Source organism: Coriobacteriaceae bacterium, from assembly GCA_025992705.1.
Lineage (GTDB): Bacteria > Actinomycetota > Coriobacteriia > Coriobacteriales > QAMH01 > QAMH01.
On sequence record DAJPGJ010000001.1, the window covers coordinates 351,577 to 370,127 of the forward strand.

Genomic DNA, 18,551 nt, shown 5'->3' on the forward strand with positions numbered 1-18,551 from the left:
TTGGTCCTTCGAGCTCGTCTCCGGCAACTTCCAGTCCCTCAAGGAGTTTGACGCTACGGGTCTCGACTTCTCCGACACCACGAGCATCGAGAACATGCTCGGTCGCAATACGACCCTCGAGAAGCTCACCCTCAACCAATATAACTACCTCACCAATTCCGGCCTCAAGGCCCATCAGGGCGTCCTTGGTGCTTGGATCAACGTCACCGCCGATGATCCCGACTGGTGGGGCACCACCTCCAACCTCGTGAACCGCTATCCGGCCGGTTTCGGTGGCGTTGGCAATGACCCGAATAACAACATCGGCAAGCAGACCTATGTCTGGCAGACCGAGCACGTTGGTGGTCGCTTCCCCAGCAACGATGCCGCCTGGTGGCGCTACTTCGTCGACGAGACCGAGTACAAGGGCACCACCTACCCGGCTGGCACGCTGCTGCTTGGCGTCGATAACGTCGAGACTTCCACCACCAAGAGCATCGACGTGACCGAGACCGGTCCCTACATGCCCTGGAAGGAAGTGCTTGGCGCTGGCTCCATCGTTCACGTGGCCACGAGCATGCAAACCGGATCGCGTCTGCATCCGATGTCGCTGGCATCCTGGTTCGAGAACTCCGATGGTTACTACGCCGGCCTTGTCGATGTCGACTTGAGCAATCTGCTCGTTGACTCCAACACGAAGAGTTTCGAAAAGCTCTTCTACAAGTCGCCCGTCACCTCCGTGAACATTTCCGGTGGGTCGGTTGCCAATGTCCAGACTGCATCGCCTTGGCAGATGAGCGAGTCGGCAAATCGCACCAACATGTTTGGTGAGGCAAATAATCTCGTGGAGCTCACGCTTGGCATGGGCAACATCATCACCAACACGGGTATCGAGGCAATCATCAAGCAGCGGATGAACGCTACCGACGTCGACAACGTGGCTGCACGTTGGCGCGTCGAGGAGCTTGACGGCCACCACGCCTTCCGCGATTTCAAGATCGGCGACTACTATGTAACCCTTGGCAATGACAAAGATCCGGGTATCGTCACGCTGTATGGCAAGAGCGCCAATGCCCTTGCAGGCAATTCCAACACCTGGGGCGTTATCCGTTGGCACTGGTATCCGGGTACCATCGTCCGCTTCCACAACAACAAGGAGTCGCTGCCCGATGGTTTGAACATTACGGGCAGCATGGCGGATGCCTTCGTGCCCTATGACTTCGGGTGGACAATTCCCAACCCGTCTGACCAGAGCGAGGGAACAAGCACCACCGACGGGTTCCAGCTTGAGAACTACCGCCTCATCTGGTGGAACACGCTTTCGCAACCGACCAAGAACAATCCTGGCCATGAGTTCAAGGCGGGCGAGAAGATCATGCCCACCGCGACCCACCCGGTCTTTGGTCATGAATATACCGACCTCTACGCGCAATGGGCGCCCATTCGTTACAGCATTCTGCAGTTTATAGCCAATGACGCTCATGGCGGCGCTGCCGACATCAACGGTGACGCTGGCGACGATGTCGTGATTCCTGACTACAACGAGGGTCTGAGCGATACCGACCACTACTACATGCTCGGCTATGACATCGCGGGCTGGTACACGCAACCCAGTCTCGACTTGCCGGGCACGCGCTACAACGCCGGTGATCTCTACCGCCTGCGTTGGGAGAGCGTTGCCGACATGGGCATCGACGTCGAAATCGTGCAGGTCGAGGATGATAAGCACGAAATCACATACCGCGCTATTCAGAAGCTCTACGCCATCTGGGAACCCCATGGTGGCTTCGTCCTGAACTACAACCTCGGTGGTGGATCGCCTGCCGTCGAGGACAGAACCGATATCCTGTGGACCGACACGGACCTGCTCCCGGCCATCACCCCCGTTCGCGATGGCTATGAGTTCCTCGGCTGGTACTACGTCTTCAACGATGCGGGCGACCGTGCCGAGGCCACGTCCGAGACGCCGTTCCACACCATTGCCCGCGATATTGATGACAACACGGTTGTTCCCACGCTCTACGCGATGTGGAAGCCTGGCAAGATCGAGATTATCTACGAGGCCGACGGCAACGGTACCGTTTCCTCGACCACCACCTCCGATGATGGCAAGACCGCATCCGAAATCGTCGATCTCGACATCGACGCGACCGGTCGCCTCGACATCAAGGGTGCCATCGCCACGCCTGCTCCTGGCTATCACTTTGACCGCTGGACCAATTCCATCGATAGCTCCCTGGCTCGTCGCGATGTTCTCGATGCCGACACTATCTTCGGTGTCATCAACGATAACGGCACCTTCCATCCCGCCACCTTCACCGCGCACTTTGCCCCCAACACCTACACGGTCAAGTACTACGAGAACGGTGGTTTTGGCGCCCTTGCCGATGACCGCGCCACCTATGGTGTCTACCTGCAGCTTGCTGTTGGCGGCACCCTCGATGGCATCTTCCGCGATGGCTATCGCTTTACCGGCTGGAACACCAAGGCCGATGGCACCGGCACCCAGTACGGGCCCGGCGCGCGCGTCAACGACTTCGAGGGCAGCAACGGAAGCATCATCACGCTCTACGCCCAGTGGGCTGAGCTCCAGACGACCATCGTCTTCACCGCCGCGCCCGTGGCCGGTGGCGTCGAGCCCGTCACCGACACCATTCCCGATGGCATGACCGACGTGTCCTGGCGTGGCGACGTCGCGACCGATGACCTCATCGAGCTCGTCGACAGCCAGGGCAAGGTGGTTGCCAGCTGGACGCGCACGCAGCTCGGCTGGACGCTCTCGATCATGCGCGTGAGCGGTGCCGCCACCGCCGCAGCCGCAGCCCTGCGCGGGTACCAGTTCGTCGAGTGGATCGATGCCTCGACGGGCAAGGTCGTTTCCACCGACGCCCGCTTCACCCCGACGCGCGCCGATGGCGTGACCTGCTGGCCCGCCACGCTCTCCTTCATCGCGACCTTCAGGCCCAACACCTTCAACATCGCCTTTGACGTCAACGCGGATACGGGCAAGGACGCGCCCGGTTCCATAACGGCGACTTATGGCACGCAGCTGCGTCTGCCCACCGTCGCCGGCAACTCGCAGACGGGCACGCCCGCCATGACGCGTCCCGGTTACAAGTTCGTGGGATGGAACACCGCGGCCGATGGCTCGGGCGACACGTTCCTGGATGCCGAGCTCCTGCTGGACGTTGCCATTAACAAGCTCGTCGATGGCGTTAATCCGATCCAGGACGCGACGGTCACCCTGTTTGCGCAGTGGGAGCCGCTCAAGTATCTGGTGAGCTTCCGCCCCGGCGCCGATGATGCCACCGGATCGATGGACGACCTGCAGCTCACCTATGGCGTCTCGGGCAAGCTCCCCGCCAACGTCCTCGCGCGCCCCGGCTACGACTTCAAGGGCTGGGCCACCACGCCCAATGCCGCGGCGGCGGAATACGACGATGAGGCAACGGTCTTCAACCTCGTCGATGACGGTCGTACCTTCACGCTGTTCGCGGTATGGTCGGCTCGCCTCTACAACGTGAACTTCAACACCTCGGATGCCTCTCACGGCAACGTCTCCTCCGGTGCTCCCGTTCAGGTTTACTACGGGCAGCATCTGACCAGCGCGCAGGTTCCCGCCGTCACGCCCGCCGCTCCCTACGAGTTCTCGCACTGGACCTACGTGATTCAGCTGCCCGATGGTGGCACCATTACCGGTATTGCCAAGAGCCCCACCGAGGTCACCATCTTGGGCATCACCACCTTCACGGCCCAGTGGAAAAATGACCAGGTCTTCAACATCCGCTACTACCAGGGCGATCACGGCGTCTTCCCCGATATCTCCGGTAAGACCTACTGGATTGGCGTGGCCAAGGATTCACCCTTCCCGCTGTTTGCCAACGGCGCCGAAGTCGATGCCGATCTTCTCGATGACATCAACTCCAACGCCCGTAACTTCGGCCTCCCCAAGACGAGCCCCGGTTGGAAGTTCGTCGGCTGGGAGTGGACCATCGATGGCGTCACCTACACCACCGTCGACGGCAAGGACGAGCTGCCCACCACCGTGACCTGCACCATGAGCCTCACGGCCATCTTCAGGCTCTCGGGTCAGGTGCTCTCCTTCGACGCCAACGGCGGTACCGTCACCGCGGCAGGTGCCACCTCCATGAGCGCCACGCGCTACCTTACCGGTGCCGATGCCAAGCTCCCCGAGGCCGACGCGGTCGTGCGCGATGGCTACGTCTTCACCGGTTGGGGCATGACCAAGGACGGCGCCGCTATCTACGCGCCGGGTCAGGTCATCCAGATGTTCATCGAGAACACCACGCTGTACGCGATCTGGGAAGCCAACACCTACACGCTGGCCTTCGATACCCAGGGCGGCTCGGCTATCGCGGCGCTCACTGGCGTGCACTTCACCGACACCAATCTGCTTGACGGCATTGCCGACCCGACCAAGCCGGGCTATCGCTTCCGTGGCTGGTACAACGGCACCTCCGAGGCCGATACCGAAATTGACGAGAACACCATCTTCGCCTCGCTCGTGAGCTCTTCGGCTGCCGGCAGCGTCGGCACCATCTACGCTCGCTGGGAGGAAGTGCCCGGTTCGATCACCTACACGGCCGTCACCGTCGATGCTACGACGGGCGAGCGCACGCCGACAAAGGGCGGTTACGTGAGCGTGCGCGAGGAGCACTTGCCGGCCGTGAGCGGCACCCCCGTCGGATCGTCGGCCTACGTGCTTACCGGCTACACCTTCGTGCGCTGGATTGACGAGTGGGGCAATACGGTCAGCTGGGACGCGACCTTCGTTCCCACCAAGGGCATCTATGATCCCACCAAGGGCATCTACGCCATCTGGGAGACTCCCACCAAGTACTACGCGGTGTTCACCGCCCAGGACTTCACCGTCGTCTTCGACGTCAACGGTGGTACGGGCTCGCTCGACGACATGGTCTTCACCTACGATACCTCCCGCACGCTGCCCACCGCGGAGCAGGGTGGCATCACGCGCGTCGGTTATGACTTTGCCGGTTGGACCACCGGTGCCGATGGCTCCGGTCAGCTCATCGCCGATGGTGCCACGGTCAAGAACCTCGCCGGTGCCGAGGGTGGCACGGTCATCCTCTATGCCTACTGGACCGTCCACGCCTTCAAGCTCACGCTCTCGGCCAATGGCGGAACGGCCAATGCCGCCGTTGCCGACGGCACTTATGACTATGACGGCAACACCATCATCTACAGCCTCTATGCCGGCTCCACCCAGCACCTTGCCGCCGCTAACGCCTTTGTGCGTCCCGGCTACGTGCTCGACGGTTGGGCCGAGACCGCAGGGGGTGTGGTGCACTGGAACCCGTCGGCGACCTTCACGATGCCCACGGGCGACACCACGCTCTACGCGCATTGGACGGCCATCACCTACACGGTGAGCTTTGCCCCCGGTGCCTCCGACGCCATGGGCACCATGCCCGCCTCCGTATTCACCTACGACGTGCCGCGCGCGCTGCCCAAGAACGCCTTCGCCCTCAACGGCTACGTCTTTGACGGCTGGCGTGACGCCTCGGGCAACAAGTACGCCGACATGGCCACCATCGTGAACCTCTCTTCACAGGCCGGCAGCGACTTCGTGCTCTACGCCACCTGGGCGCCGCGCGTCTATGCGGTGAGCTTCGTCTCCTCCGAGCCCAACCGCGGCACCGTTACCTACACGCCGCGCCAGGTTGCCACGGGCGGCACCGTCGACATGAAGCTCGTGCACACCAAGCCCAACACGGCCGGTGGCTGGCAGCTACGCGTGTGGACCTACACCATGACCTTCGACGACACTACCTTCATCACCGGTGAGACTCCCGACCCCGCGCAGATTCCCATTCGTGGTACTACGGTCTTCACGGCTCAGTGGGCGAGTATCATCGCCGTCTCCTACCTGCCTGGCGAGCACGGCTCCTGGGATTACGGGGCCGAGGGCACCCTCTACGAGGGCCTTAACCACGGCGATCAGGCACCGCACTTTGGCTTCACCGCCGCTGTCGGTGGCAACAAGATCCCGTCGCTCTTCGCCGCCGACGGCAGTCCGCTGGGCGAGACGGCCGCCGATGGCGTCACCTGGGAGTTCGCTTACTGGATTGGTCCCGATGGCAACAGGTACAGGATCGTTTCCGACATGGTCGTGAGCTACGAGAGCGGACGTCCCGTGACCATCACCGGTCCGTTCTCGTTCACCGCACACTGGAAGCGCAGCGCCACGGTCGACCTTCAGCTCGAGGGTGGTCTGTGGACGAGCGAGACGCCGGTCACCAGCTACACGGTCACCAAGAACACCTCGCCGCTGGAGGATGTCGAGCACATCACCCTGCCGGGCCTGGCAGACGTCACGCGCGACGGCTGGCGCTTTGACGGCTGGGCGCTCACTCCGGGCGGCACCGTGCTCTACGCTCCGGGAGCCACCATCACGGCTCCGGATGTCAACATGACGCTCCACGCACGCTGGACCGCGCGTCTCTACACCGTTGCCTACGAGACCGGCGACGGCACCTACATCCGCACGCGCACGGACGTGACCTGGGATTCCACTGATGTCGTCCCGGCGCCGGCCACCCGCGTCGGCTACGTCTTCCTCGGTTGGCATACGGATGCCACCATCGACGAGGAGAACTGGCGCGAGGATCAGCTTGGTCGAGGCCTTGCCTTTGCGGCCATCGCCAAGCTTCTTGGCGCCGACGACACCATCACGCGCGTGACACTCTACGCCTGGTTCACTCCCGAGCGTGCCGAGCTCCACTATGCGGTGGGCACCGGCAGCGGCTCGGTCAGCCGTGACTTCGAGGTCGTCAACGCTGGTGACGGCAAGCCCATGGGCTCGACCGCGACGGCTGCTCCCGGCTACGTCTTCGAGGGCTGGTATGACGCTCGCGGCAATCTCGCGCCCCATGGCCGCGATGCCGCCTTCGCGCCCATCAAGGACGCCGATGACGTCTGGTTCACGGGTACCACCTGGTATGCGCGCTTCGCGCCCATCACCTACACCATCGCCTTCGAGGGCAACGGTGCTGACCCCTCCTCGCCGGGCATGCAGGACATGACCGCTTCCTACGAGGTTCCCGCGGCGCTTGCCATCGTCGGCGTGAAGTTCACGAGGGAAGCCTACGTCTTTGACGGATGGAACACCGCAGCCGATGGTACGGGCACGGCCTATGCCGATGGTGCCACGGTCGTCAACCTCGCCACCGTCCAGGACGCCGTCGTCAGGCTCTACGCGCAGTGGCGCGTCGTGGGCTACACCATCACCTACGACCGCAACAACGACGTGCGCGGTACGATCACCTCGCCGCCCAACGGGGCGCTGCACAAGGTCGACGAGCCCTTCATGCTGGCCACCGCAGCCGACACCGTCGAGATGTGGCGCCTTGGCTACGTCTTCGATGGCTGGTGTGATGCTGCGCATCGCGACGACGCGGCGGTCCAGTACGCCTTTGGCACCGAGGTCACCCTCGAGCAGCTCTGCGGCGACGAGGATCCGCGTGACTTCGTCCTCTACGCGCACTGGACGCCCATCACCTACACCGTCTCGTTCCACGGCAACGTGTGGGATGCCTACTACACGGGCGACGACTCCACTCCGCAGACCGTGACCGTGAAGTACGGCGAGCAGGTCTCGCTGGCCAATCGCTTCACCCGCGCCGGTAACCACTGGATCGGTTGGACCGTCGAGGGCACCAACCTCTTCACCCAGACGAGCTCCCAGGGCTACATCTCCAACCTCGCTACCCTCGAGGGCGCCGTCGTCCACTTCTACGCCCAGTGGGAGGAAGAGCGCGTCAACGTCGTCTTCGCGAGCGAGAACGGCACGAGGGGTGTCGTTGACGGCGAGGACAGCCAGGCGGTTTGGTACGGCAAGTATGCCGAATACGATAAGGTCATCACGACTCCTGGTAGGGGCTGGTACCTGGTCGGTTGGGATGTCACCTACGTGACTGGCAACAACGAGACCATCACCCAGACCGGGCTTGACGTCAACGCTCCGGCCACCTTCCAGATTCTCGGCCCCACCACCTTCCTTGCCCGCTGGAAGGAAGCCATCATCGTCAACTACCTGCCCGGTGACCATGCGGCAGACGGTGCCTTCCCCGACCCGGCGGTCGAGAACGAGACGATCTTCACCCACGTCGCGCCTCTGGGCAAGTTCCCCGCCTATGCCAATAGCATCGGTGCCCTGCCCGAAGGCGCCGTGGATGATGATGGCACGAGCTGGTACTTTGCCGGCTGGCGCATCCAGTGGTTCGAGCGTGGGGCAAGCGGCGTCATTCTCCAGACGCGCGACGTCCTCCAGGTCGACCTCTCCAAGGTCGCCGACCTGACCGTCGAGCTGCCCGGCCGCGATCCTGACGATCCCAAGGTCTACGACATCAACGTCGTGGCCCTGTGGGCCGAGGCGGACTACTACGTCACCTTCAACGCCAACGAGCCCGATCCCAACGATCCGGCCACGGGCACCATGCCTCCCAAGCAAGGTTTCCTGTTCAACTCGCAGATTGCCCTTACCGACAATGCGTACGTGGTGAACGGCTACACCTTTACCGGATGGAACACCAAGGCCGATGGTTCGGGCATCTCCTATGCCGATGGTGCGGTTACCGGTATCGCCGATATCAACGGCGCTTCCTGGGTCACCACCGATCCCAAGCCGACTCTCCAGCTCTTTGCCCAGTGGGCACCCAAGACCTACACGGTCACCGTCGATCTGCGCGATGGCGCCCCCGGCACGCTCTCTGCTGGCACGACCGGCGACAAGGACTTCGTCGCCAAGACGATTACCTCCGGCACCATGACCCACGTGGTCTACACCGCGACCGAGACCTACGGCCAGGGCGTCGCCTCGGCCATCGGGCTCGTCGTCAACAAGGGCTATCGCCTGGCTGGCTGGGATTGGACTGCCGTCAAGGATGATGGCACCACGGTCAGCGGCAGCGTCACCGTGGATGATGGCGACGCCAACTTTGGCCTGCCCAAGCTCATCGTGGCGGGTAGCGTCACCGCGTACGCCGTCTTCGAGCAGCTCTCCTTCGTGAGCTACCTGCCCGGCGACCATGGCAACTGGACGGCCGCGACCACCACGGGCGATACGGGCGCCTTCTTCGATGACATCAGGATCGGAAGCTCGGTGCCCACCTTTGCCACCGGCAATGACGGCCTGCTCGTCGATGTTCCCGGCCTGGGCAAGCAGCCCGGCGCCGACGACGACTCCAACTGGCTGTTCAACGGCTGGCGCGGAAGCGACGGCAAGGTCTATCCCGATTACGTCATTCCCAGCGAGGTGCTCGTCACCGCCGGCGGCGTGACCTTCACCGCCCTGTGGGTTGGCAAGGACCAGACGCTCACGCTCAATCCCAATGGCGGCGCCTTCACCAACGGCACGTCCGGTACCATCACGCAGATTGCCAAGACCGATGTCGTCCTGCCCGGCACGACTGACATCGAGCTCATCGGTTGGATTCTCGACGGCTGGTCGCTGTCGGCCGGTGGTTCGATCCTCTACACGCCGGGTGCCACCATCAAGATGCCCACGGCTCCGACGACCCTGTTCGCGCACTGGAAGCAGGACTACGTCGAGGTCTCCTACGAGGTCAAGACCGATGGCACCAATTACTTTGGCCACATCACCGGTCCTTCCGGCGCTGGCAACGGCATCGTGTGGGTCGAGCAGACGGTTCATGATCCGCGTGGCACCTACGTGCCGTCCTTTGCCGATCCTGCCTACGACAAGCTCGTCAACATCAAGGGTACCCAGTCGCTTTCCGCCGTTACCGGCGACGCGCTCGATCCGGCCAACCTCTCCAACATGCTCTACGCTGGCCCGTTCACCCTTACCGCCAACGCCTTTGATGGCTATCGCTTCGTGCGCTGGGTGGACGAGAATGGCAACGAGGTTTCCACCAATGCCTCGCTGCTCGTCGGTCGTGATCTTGTAAGTGGTCGCTACGAGGCCCATACCTACTATGCGGTCTTTGCCGAGCTCGAGAGCGTCACCATCGACTACACCGTCTCCAACAGCAACGTCGTCTGGGTCGATTTCGCGACCGAGGCCGTACCGCCCGTTTCCGGCAACCCCAAGACCAACGTCGCCCACGTTTCCGCTGGCTACGTGATCGAGGGCTGGTACGACGCGGCTGGCAACAAGGTGGCAAGCGGTGACAGCTTCACGCCGAGCCGCGGTGCCGACGGCATGTACGCCGCCGCTACCTACACCGTGCGCGTCATCCCCAGGACCGACACGCCGTTTGTCATCGAGTACTGGCTGCAGGATGCCAACGGCGTCTTCAGCAAGGATGCGAGCGCTACCATCAATGCGACTGGCTCCACCGACCTCGTGCTCACGATCACCGGTGACACGAGCGATGGCGGTGCCATCTCCGGCGTTCCCGCCGATGGCGTCATCACGCTGCCTGGCGGCCTTACCGGATTCATCACACATTACGATGGCCATAGCTTCAGCGCCTCGGCCTCCACGCTCACGGGCACCATCGCCGCCGATGGCAGCCTCGCGCTCAAGCTCTTCTACACCAACAACGCGCTCACCAACCCGACCATCATCTACAACGCGGGTACCGGCGGTTCCGTCACGCTTGGCAGCGAGCAGATCGATATCACCGTGAGCCCGATTCCCAGCCCCGTGGGCTCCACCCCCGTCGCGGCGCCTGGATACCAGTTCAGCCACTGGCAGATCGGCGATGACCCCGACAACCAGACCAAGATTGGCGATTCCTCGCTCTTCATCCCGTCCGTGCCCGATGGGGGCTGGGTCGAGAAGACCGTCTACGCCTTCACGGCGATCTTCATCGAGCTTCCCGAGATTACCATCAACTACGTGGCGGGCACGGGTGGCACCGTCTCCATCTCCACCGAGAACACGAGGCCTGCCACGGGCACCCCGGCAGGTTCGCTTGCCACTGCCAACCCCGGCTACGCCTTTGATCACTGGGAAGACGCCGATGGCAACATCGTCATGTACGATGCGACCAACAAGGCACCCGCGCACCTCGTCCCGCCGCGCAGCGCCGATGGCGTCTTTGTCGCGACCACCTACAAGGCCATCTTCGTCGCGCTGCCCATCGACTACACGATCCAGCATTACAAGGTCGATCGCTACGGGAACGTGACCCTCGTCAAGACCGACACCGATTCGGACTACGCGGGCACCATCGTCAACGCCGTGCCCATCGACACGACCACCAATGCGCTGTGGGCTGGCTACACCTACGCACCGGGTCATAGCGGCGAGGTTTCCACTGGTGTCGTCATGGTCAATCCGGCACTCGTCCTCAAGCTCTACTACACCGCCAACTCCGACACCCCCTACGTCGTCTATCGCTACCAGCTTGACGGCAACGGCGTGTTCACCCAGCTCACCAGCGAGAACTACACCGGCTACACCGATGATCTGGTCAGCACGACGCCCAACGTGCCCGTCGGCTACCAGCTCGTCCCCGATGGTACCGGCGCTTCCGGCACCATGGCTGGCCTGCCGGTAACGTTCACCACCAAGCTCTCCGGCATCGTTACTGGTGACGGCAAGCTGGTTCTCGTCCACGTCTTCCAGGCCATCCAGGTTCAGTACGTCGTCAACTACTGGAAGATTCCGGGTTCCGCCCTCGGCCAGAGCGATCCCTTGGCATACAGGGCTCCCGCGGCACCGAGCCAAACCTTCTATGACTTCACGGGCGTGAGGGTCACGGCCGTGGCGCCTTCCATCCCCGGCTACACGTACATCCTGCCGAGCGCCCATCGCGAGATGTATCCCAGCGTCGATACCGGCGTGGTGCTTGGCAACGGCACGCTCGTCCTCAACCTCTACTACGAGGCCGACTACCATACGCTCACGCTCGTTCCCGATACGGGAGCCGGCGCGGGCAACTGGGCACCGGGTTACTCGGCGTTTGGTTCGACGCTGCTGCGCAGCGAGACCGAGACCACGCTGCCCACCACCAACCACCTGCGCAACCCCGGCTACACGTTTATGGGTTGGGCCACGGAAAACGGTGGCGCGGTCGTCCATGCTCCTGGCGCCACCATCGGCATCGGTACCGATGACATCACGCTCTATGCCGTCTGGGTTGCCAACACGGACACGCCTTACACCATCGAGCGCTACCAGCTCAATGCCGATGGCACCATCACCAAGCTGCCCAACCTCACGGGCACGGGTACTACCGGCGAGTCCGTCACGACCGTCCCGGTTGCTCCCGAGGGCTATCAGGTTCCCACCACCCACTACATCACCGGCCTGTGGGATGGCGATCCCAACTACGTGATCAACGAGCGTCTTACCGACATCATCAGCGGTGACGGCAAGATGGTCCTCGTCCACGTCTTCGTCCCCGTGTCCGGCGACTACGTCGTGAAGATCTACAAGGTCGATGGCATGGGCAACGCCATCCAGGTCGATGCCGCGGGCAACGAGCTCGCCGCCGGCGACGCGCTGCTCGAGGGCTACAAGCATGCCGGTGCCGTCGGCTCCAACGTCATCGTCGATGCCACGGGTGCCAGTGCCACCGCCGGCTACATCTACCATGCCTACGCTTCCAACCCGCCTGCCGGTTATAGCTACCTGGGCGATGGCGTGAGCTTCACCGTCAACGGCCAGACCTACCTGACCATCGCCTCCGGCATGATCGGCAACCAGACCCTCGAGCTCGTCATCTACTTCGAGCCCAACACCTACGAGCTCACCTACGTCACCGGCGATCCCACCGACCCGGATGCGGGCAAGTGGGTTGGCGCGGGCGACTCCTCGCCGGCCACGCAGTTTGGCTACGAGCTCAACCTGCCCAAGAACGAGACGCTCGCCGTCGTCACGCGCACCGGCTACGAGCTGCTTGGCTGGACCACCGTCGAGACGTACTCCGTGCGTGCCGACGGCACCATCGTCACGGCAGGTGCTGAGGGCCTCGACGTCAAGGAGATCGTGAACGCCCGTGGCCAGGAGGCCCTCGATGTCATCACCTGGCTCGGCACGCTGGCTGCCGGCAACTACTACGCCGCAGGCGACCTCTTCAAGATGCCGGCCCGCGACGTGAACCTCTACGCCGTCTGGACGCCGACGCTCACCAACTACTTCGTCAACCGCTACAGCGTGGCTCGCGATGGTTCGGTCACCCTCATCGACTCGGAGAACCGTCTTGCGCCCACGCATACCATGGCCGAGGCCACCGATGCCGACAAGGTCATCACCGGTCAGTTCTACCGCGCCCCGGGTAGCACGGCTCCCGCCAGCATCGAGTCGGCCCTCGTCACACCCGACGGCCTTGCCACCATCATGCTCTATTTCGACGTCACCGCCGACACCGAGTACACGGTCGAGTTCCTGCGCTACACGGGCACCGGCCTCATCGAGCCCATCAACGCCTTCAAGGCCAACGCGACGAGCGTCACCGGCGTAGCCGTCTACGACGAGTCTCTGCCGGCCGATCCGGATGGCGCTGCCACCAACGTGCTGCTGTTCAAGGGTTACGCCAACACGCGTATCTATGTCGACCAGGCTGGCACCGACACGGCGCTCGTCTACTACAACAACTGCCTTGCCAAGATCGCGGCCGACGCCATCACCGGTTATGCCTATAACGCCACCTTCAGTGTCGTCATCGACGGCAAGACGTATACCTCGACACCGACCGGCATCATCGGTGCGGGCGGCGCACTCAAGCTCACGCTCGTCTTCGATGCGCAGCAAAACGACCTTATCTACGACGTCAACGCCGCCGGCGACGAGGCCAAGGGCAACGCCGGTTGGGTCATTGCCGACCAGTCGCCTAAGCCCGCGCCGCGCACCGGCACGACGGTGACGCTGCCTGATGCGACCACGCTCTACCGCTTTGGTTACGTCTTCGGCGGATGGAACACTCAGGCCGACGGTCTTGGCACCACGTACGCTCCTGGCGCCAGCTTCGTCACCGGCAACGCAGCCCAGACGCTCTATGCCATGTGGACGCCGGGCGATGCCGATTACTTCATCGACTACTACAAGGTGCGCGGTGACGGCATCATCGAGTTCTACGATTCCACGATCTTCACGGCCACCACCGGCGAAACCGTCACGGTGACCGATGACCAGAGGGAACACAACGTCCCGACGGGCTATCGTTACGTCGCCTCGATCGAGGTCGGCGGCACTCCCTACACGAGCGACACTTCCGGTGTCGTCACGGGCTGGTCCGGCAACAGGGCGGGAGACACCACCGGCGCGCTGCATCTCAAGCTCTACTACGAGCCTACCAACAGCACCGAGTACCGCGTCGTCCGCTGGGCTGCCACTGGTGACGGCAAGCTCGTCGCCGTTGACGAGAACGGTAACCTCAACTTCGCCATCGCACTTGAGCCCACCGAGGACGGCAGGCTCGTCCAGCGCGATGCCGATGGCAACCCGGTTGCGTGGCTCGACCCGGATGGCAACGAGTTTATTATTACGACGGTCGTGAGCCAGCCCAAGCTTGACGAGGATGGCAATTATCTTCAGCAGCCTATCAGGGACGAGCAGGGCAATCCTGTTAGGGATGAGAATGGCGACATCATGTACGAGAATGTTTTCGAGGATGTTCTCGTTCATACGACGCAGTACCGCTACTGGTCCATCCAGCCCAATGGTGCAGTTGTACCGCTGGACGTTGCGGGTAATATCGATCCCAGCTATAGCAGCAGCTCCGAGCTTGATGGGGTCACCTACCACCTGCCGGCCTTTGCCACGCCGCACTTCATCGTCCACACCAACGGCAAGGCCGATGCCATGGCCAATGCTGCCGCCACTCCCGAGGAGGTCGCGTCCAGCCCCAACACCAATGCCCATGACAACGTCGCCATCCCCGGTTTCGAGTTCCTGCCCCATGGCAACATGACGCGCCTGGGCGATGCCGCCGAGACCAAGGTCACGACCGTGGCCCAGGGTTCCATTGCCGCCGACAACAGCCTCGTGCTCACGCTCTACTACTACGCGGTTCGCTCGCAGCTCACCTTCGACCCCGGTACGGGTGCCGATGGCAGCACCGTGGGCAGCTGGTACAACGATGTCGATCCGTCTGCCATGTACATGCCCAACGAGACCGTGACGCTTCCCACGGGCACCAACCTGCGCCGTCCCGGCTACACCCTGGCCGGTTGGACCACGGTTGGCTTCTACACGGGCACCGATGCCGGTTCCTTTGCCGAGGGCAGCGACGGCGATAGCCGCATCGGCGTTGCCGGTGGCCAGACGGCCATCGACCTGCAGACGTGGCTTGCGTCGCTGGGCGGCAAGTTCTTCACCACGACCTTCACGATGCCGCGCGGTGCCACCACGCTCTACCCGGTATGGCTGCCCCGCAATGACACCAAGTACACGGTCGAGTACTACAAGCATCGTGGCGACGGCACCGTGGTTCTCGACAGCACCGTCGAGTATGTGGGCATGACCGACACGCTTGCCAAGGCGGGCCTGGTCTCCACGGGCATCATCGACGGTGTCCCGGCCGACGACGTGAACCGCTACCAGAACTATCTTCTTGCCACAGCTGCTGAGCTTGCCGCTCATGGTCATAACCAAATTGCTATCGCTAATATCGCGGCAGATGGCTCCACGATTCTCAAGATCTTCTACGAGGCCCAGGAAGTCGAGTATAAGATCCAGTGGATTAAGTTTACGGGCAATGAAACATTTGTGGTTGCCGATGAGAGAGTAGAAAACGGCCTGGTTGATGGCCTCGTTGAGGTAAGCGCGGCTGACCTTGCTGTTGGCTTTGATCGTTACCTGCGCAAGGATGACTTTAGCCTCAAGGGCCAGAAGTCCCTCTACAAGACCGATATCGCTGCCGACGGATCCACGATCCTCAAGATCTTCTACGAGGCGCAGGACGTCACGCTCAAGCTTCAGCTTGGTAGCTCTGGTGCCTGGTCTGGCCAGGAACATGACGCCGATAGGTACAAGGCCGACCGCACGGTCAAGCTCTCCACGCTTGTCGAGCGTCCGGGCTACGACTTCGTGGGCTGGGCTTCCATCCCCGATGGCAAGGACACGAAGGGCACCGCCTCGATCACGCTCGCCGATGCGCTGCTGGCCGCCCTGGCCGGTGCCGACCCGACCCATGTTGACGCCAACGGCAACCTGCTCTTCAGCTATAACGGCAGTGACATCACGCTCATCCTCGCGAGCGGCGATTGCAACTACACCATCGGCGCCGTCAACGTCACGCTCTACGCGGTCTGGAAGGCACGCAGCGATAGCGTCTACACCGTCGAGCATTATCGTGTCACTGGTGACAACACCCTCAAGGAGGTCATCACCGAGACCCTCCACGGCATCACCGATGATCCGTACACCGCCATCTCGTACAACACGACGACGGGTGACCCGCGCTACAACGCCAGCTTCACCGGCTACGCCTACAAGCCCGGCTTCAGCGCGGCAATTGGGGGACAGACCCTTTCCGAGATCCTCACCGGCACCGTCCTTGCCGACGGCACTCTCGTCCTGAAGCTCTACTACGAGCCCACGGCCCAGAACATCACGCTCAACACCGGTGCCGGTACGTGGAACGACAGCGAAGGCTTCTACAACGCCACCTGGAATGCCGACAAGACGCAGGGTGTCGACAGCACCATCCTCACCGAGAAGACGCTCACCGTGCCGAGTCGCAACTCCGCGACGCGCGACGGCTACACGCTCGCCGGTTGGACGACCATCACGACCTATGACATCGTGAACGGTCAGATCACCGCTGGCAGCCGCTACAACATTGCCGATGCGACGGGTCAGCGCTCGCGCGACATCGTCGCCTGGCTCGAGAGCCTCAATGCGGCCCTCGCCGCCAATCCCAGTGCCGGCGGAACCGACCCCAATGGCGGTAGGCAGTACTTCGCCTGCGGCACCTCCTTCGTGCTGCCGCCCAACGGCGCCGTGCTCATCGCCGTGTGGCAGGCCAACACCAACACGGCCTACACGGTCGAGCACATCAAGCTCGTGAACGACGGCACGACCATCACCGAGAAGATCGAGCTCACCGAGAACCTCACCGGCATCACCGGCGAGACGGTCACGGGCATCGCGCAGACCTATCCCGGCTACACCTTCGTGGCGAATGGCCAGACCGCATACCCCGGCCAGGCCTACGTGACCATCGCTCAGGGCATCATCGCCGGCAACGGCAGCCTCGTGCTCAAGCTCTACTACACGGCCAACACCAACACCACGTACACGGTCGAGCGCTGGATTGCCAGCGCCGATGGCAAGCTGCTCACCAAGGTTGACGTGAAGACCCTGACGGGCACGACCGACACCTCCGTCACGCCCGCCTCTTCCGACCCGCTGGGTTACACGCTCGACAACTCCTTCGTCCCCTCGACGATCTCGGGTGCGGGAGATTGGCCCAATGCGGCCATCCCGACCGCCGTTATCGCCGGTGACGGCTCGACGAAGATCATCCAGTTCTACATCCCCATCGACGTGCTCTACACCGTTGAATTCTATCGCTACACCGGTGATGGCAAGGTCCTGCCCTTCAACGGCTTCGAGGCCGCTGCCGGCAAGGATTACGCCGAGTTCATCGCCGGAAGCAGTGTCCCCGTCTGGATTGACGGCACGAGCACCGGCACCGCCACCAACAAGGTGAAGGGTTGGGGCAAGACCTCCTCGACGCTTTCCGTCGACCGTCCCGCTGGCATCAGCGCATCGGCCGGCTTCACCTACGCGCACCTCAACCTCTCGGCTGCCGAGAATCCCAACTTCATCGGCTACACCTACGACGAGACCTTCGAGCAGGTTATCAACGGCGTGACCTACAAGACCATCGCCCAGGGCACCATCCTTGCTGACGGCAGCCTGCTCCTCAAGCTCTTCTACGTGGCCGATACGCTCAACCTCGTCTACAACACCGGTAGCGAGGCAACGACGGTCACCTTCCAGAAGAACCACAGCTCCGAATCCACGTTCACGCTGCCGATCGACGCCAACGAGGGCTCGATCGTGGAGCGCGACGGCTACACGCTCGTCGGTTGGACCGTGGCAAGCCACTACACGGGTACCGATGCCGCCAGCTTCGCACTCGTGGGTGCCGACGCCCCCGGTGCCAAGGCCATCAGCGACGCCAAGGGCTACGAGGCCCAGCGCCTCGCCGCCTGGCTTGGCACGTTGGGGACAGACCCTGATTTTGCGGCGCATTGGGGACAGACCCTCAATGCCGACATCGCCAACCACATGGGCAAGACCTTCTACGGCCAGGGCGCGTCCTTCAAGATCGGCGTTCTGTCGATGACGCTGTACGCTGTCTGGACTCCCACGGGCACCACTGAGTACACGGCCGACATCTACAAGGTCAAGGGCGACGGCACCATGGAGCTCGTCGGCACCAAGACCTACAACAACGGCGTGGCCGACGAGGACACCGATACGCTCGCACAGCGTCCGGCCCAGAGCGGCACGAGCGGCGAGACCTACGACGGCTCGCTCACCACCGAGTTCGGCCTTGCCGGCTATCGCTGGGTTGTTTCCACCGAGGAAGCCCTGAGCTTCAGCGGTATGCCCGCCAACACGATTGCGCACGCCATTGTCAATGCGGACGGCACCACCAAGC

1 protein-coding gene (running past both ends of the window) is annotated in these 18,551 nt (G+C 62.8%); it reads left to right on the forward strand.

Every position in this 18,551-nt window falls within one protein-coding gene, locus tag OIM11_01555, for a BspA family leucine-rich repeat surface protein, read on the forward strand. The gene is 43,968 nt long; 16,277 of those nucleotides lie to the left of the window and 9,140 to its right, leaving coding positions 16,278–34,828 in view, spanning codon 5,426 (partial) through codon 11,610 (partial); the first codon wholly inside the window starts at position 2. Both codon boundaries (start and stop) fall beyond the window edges.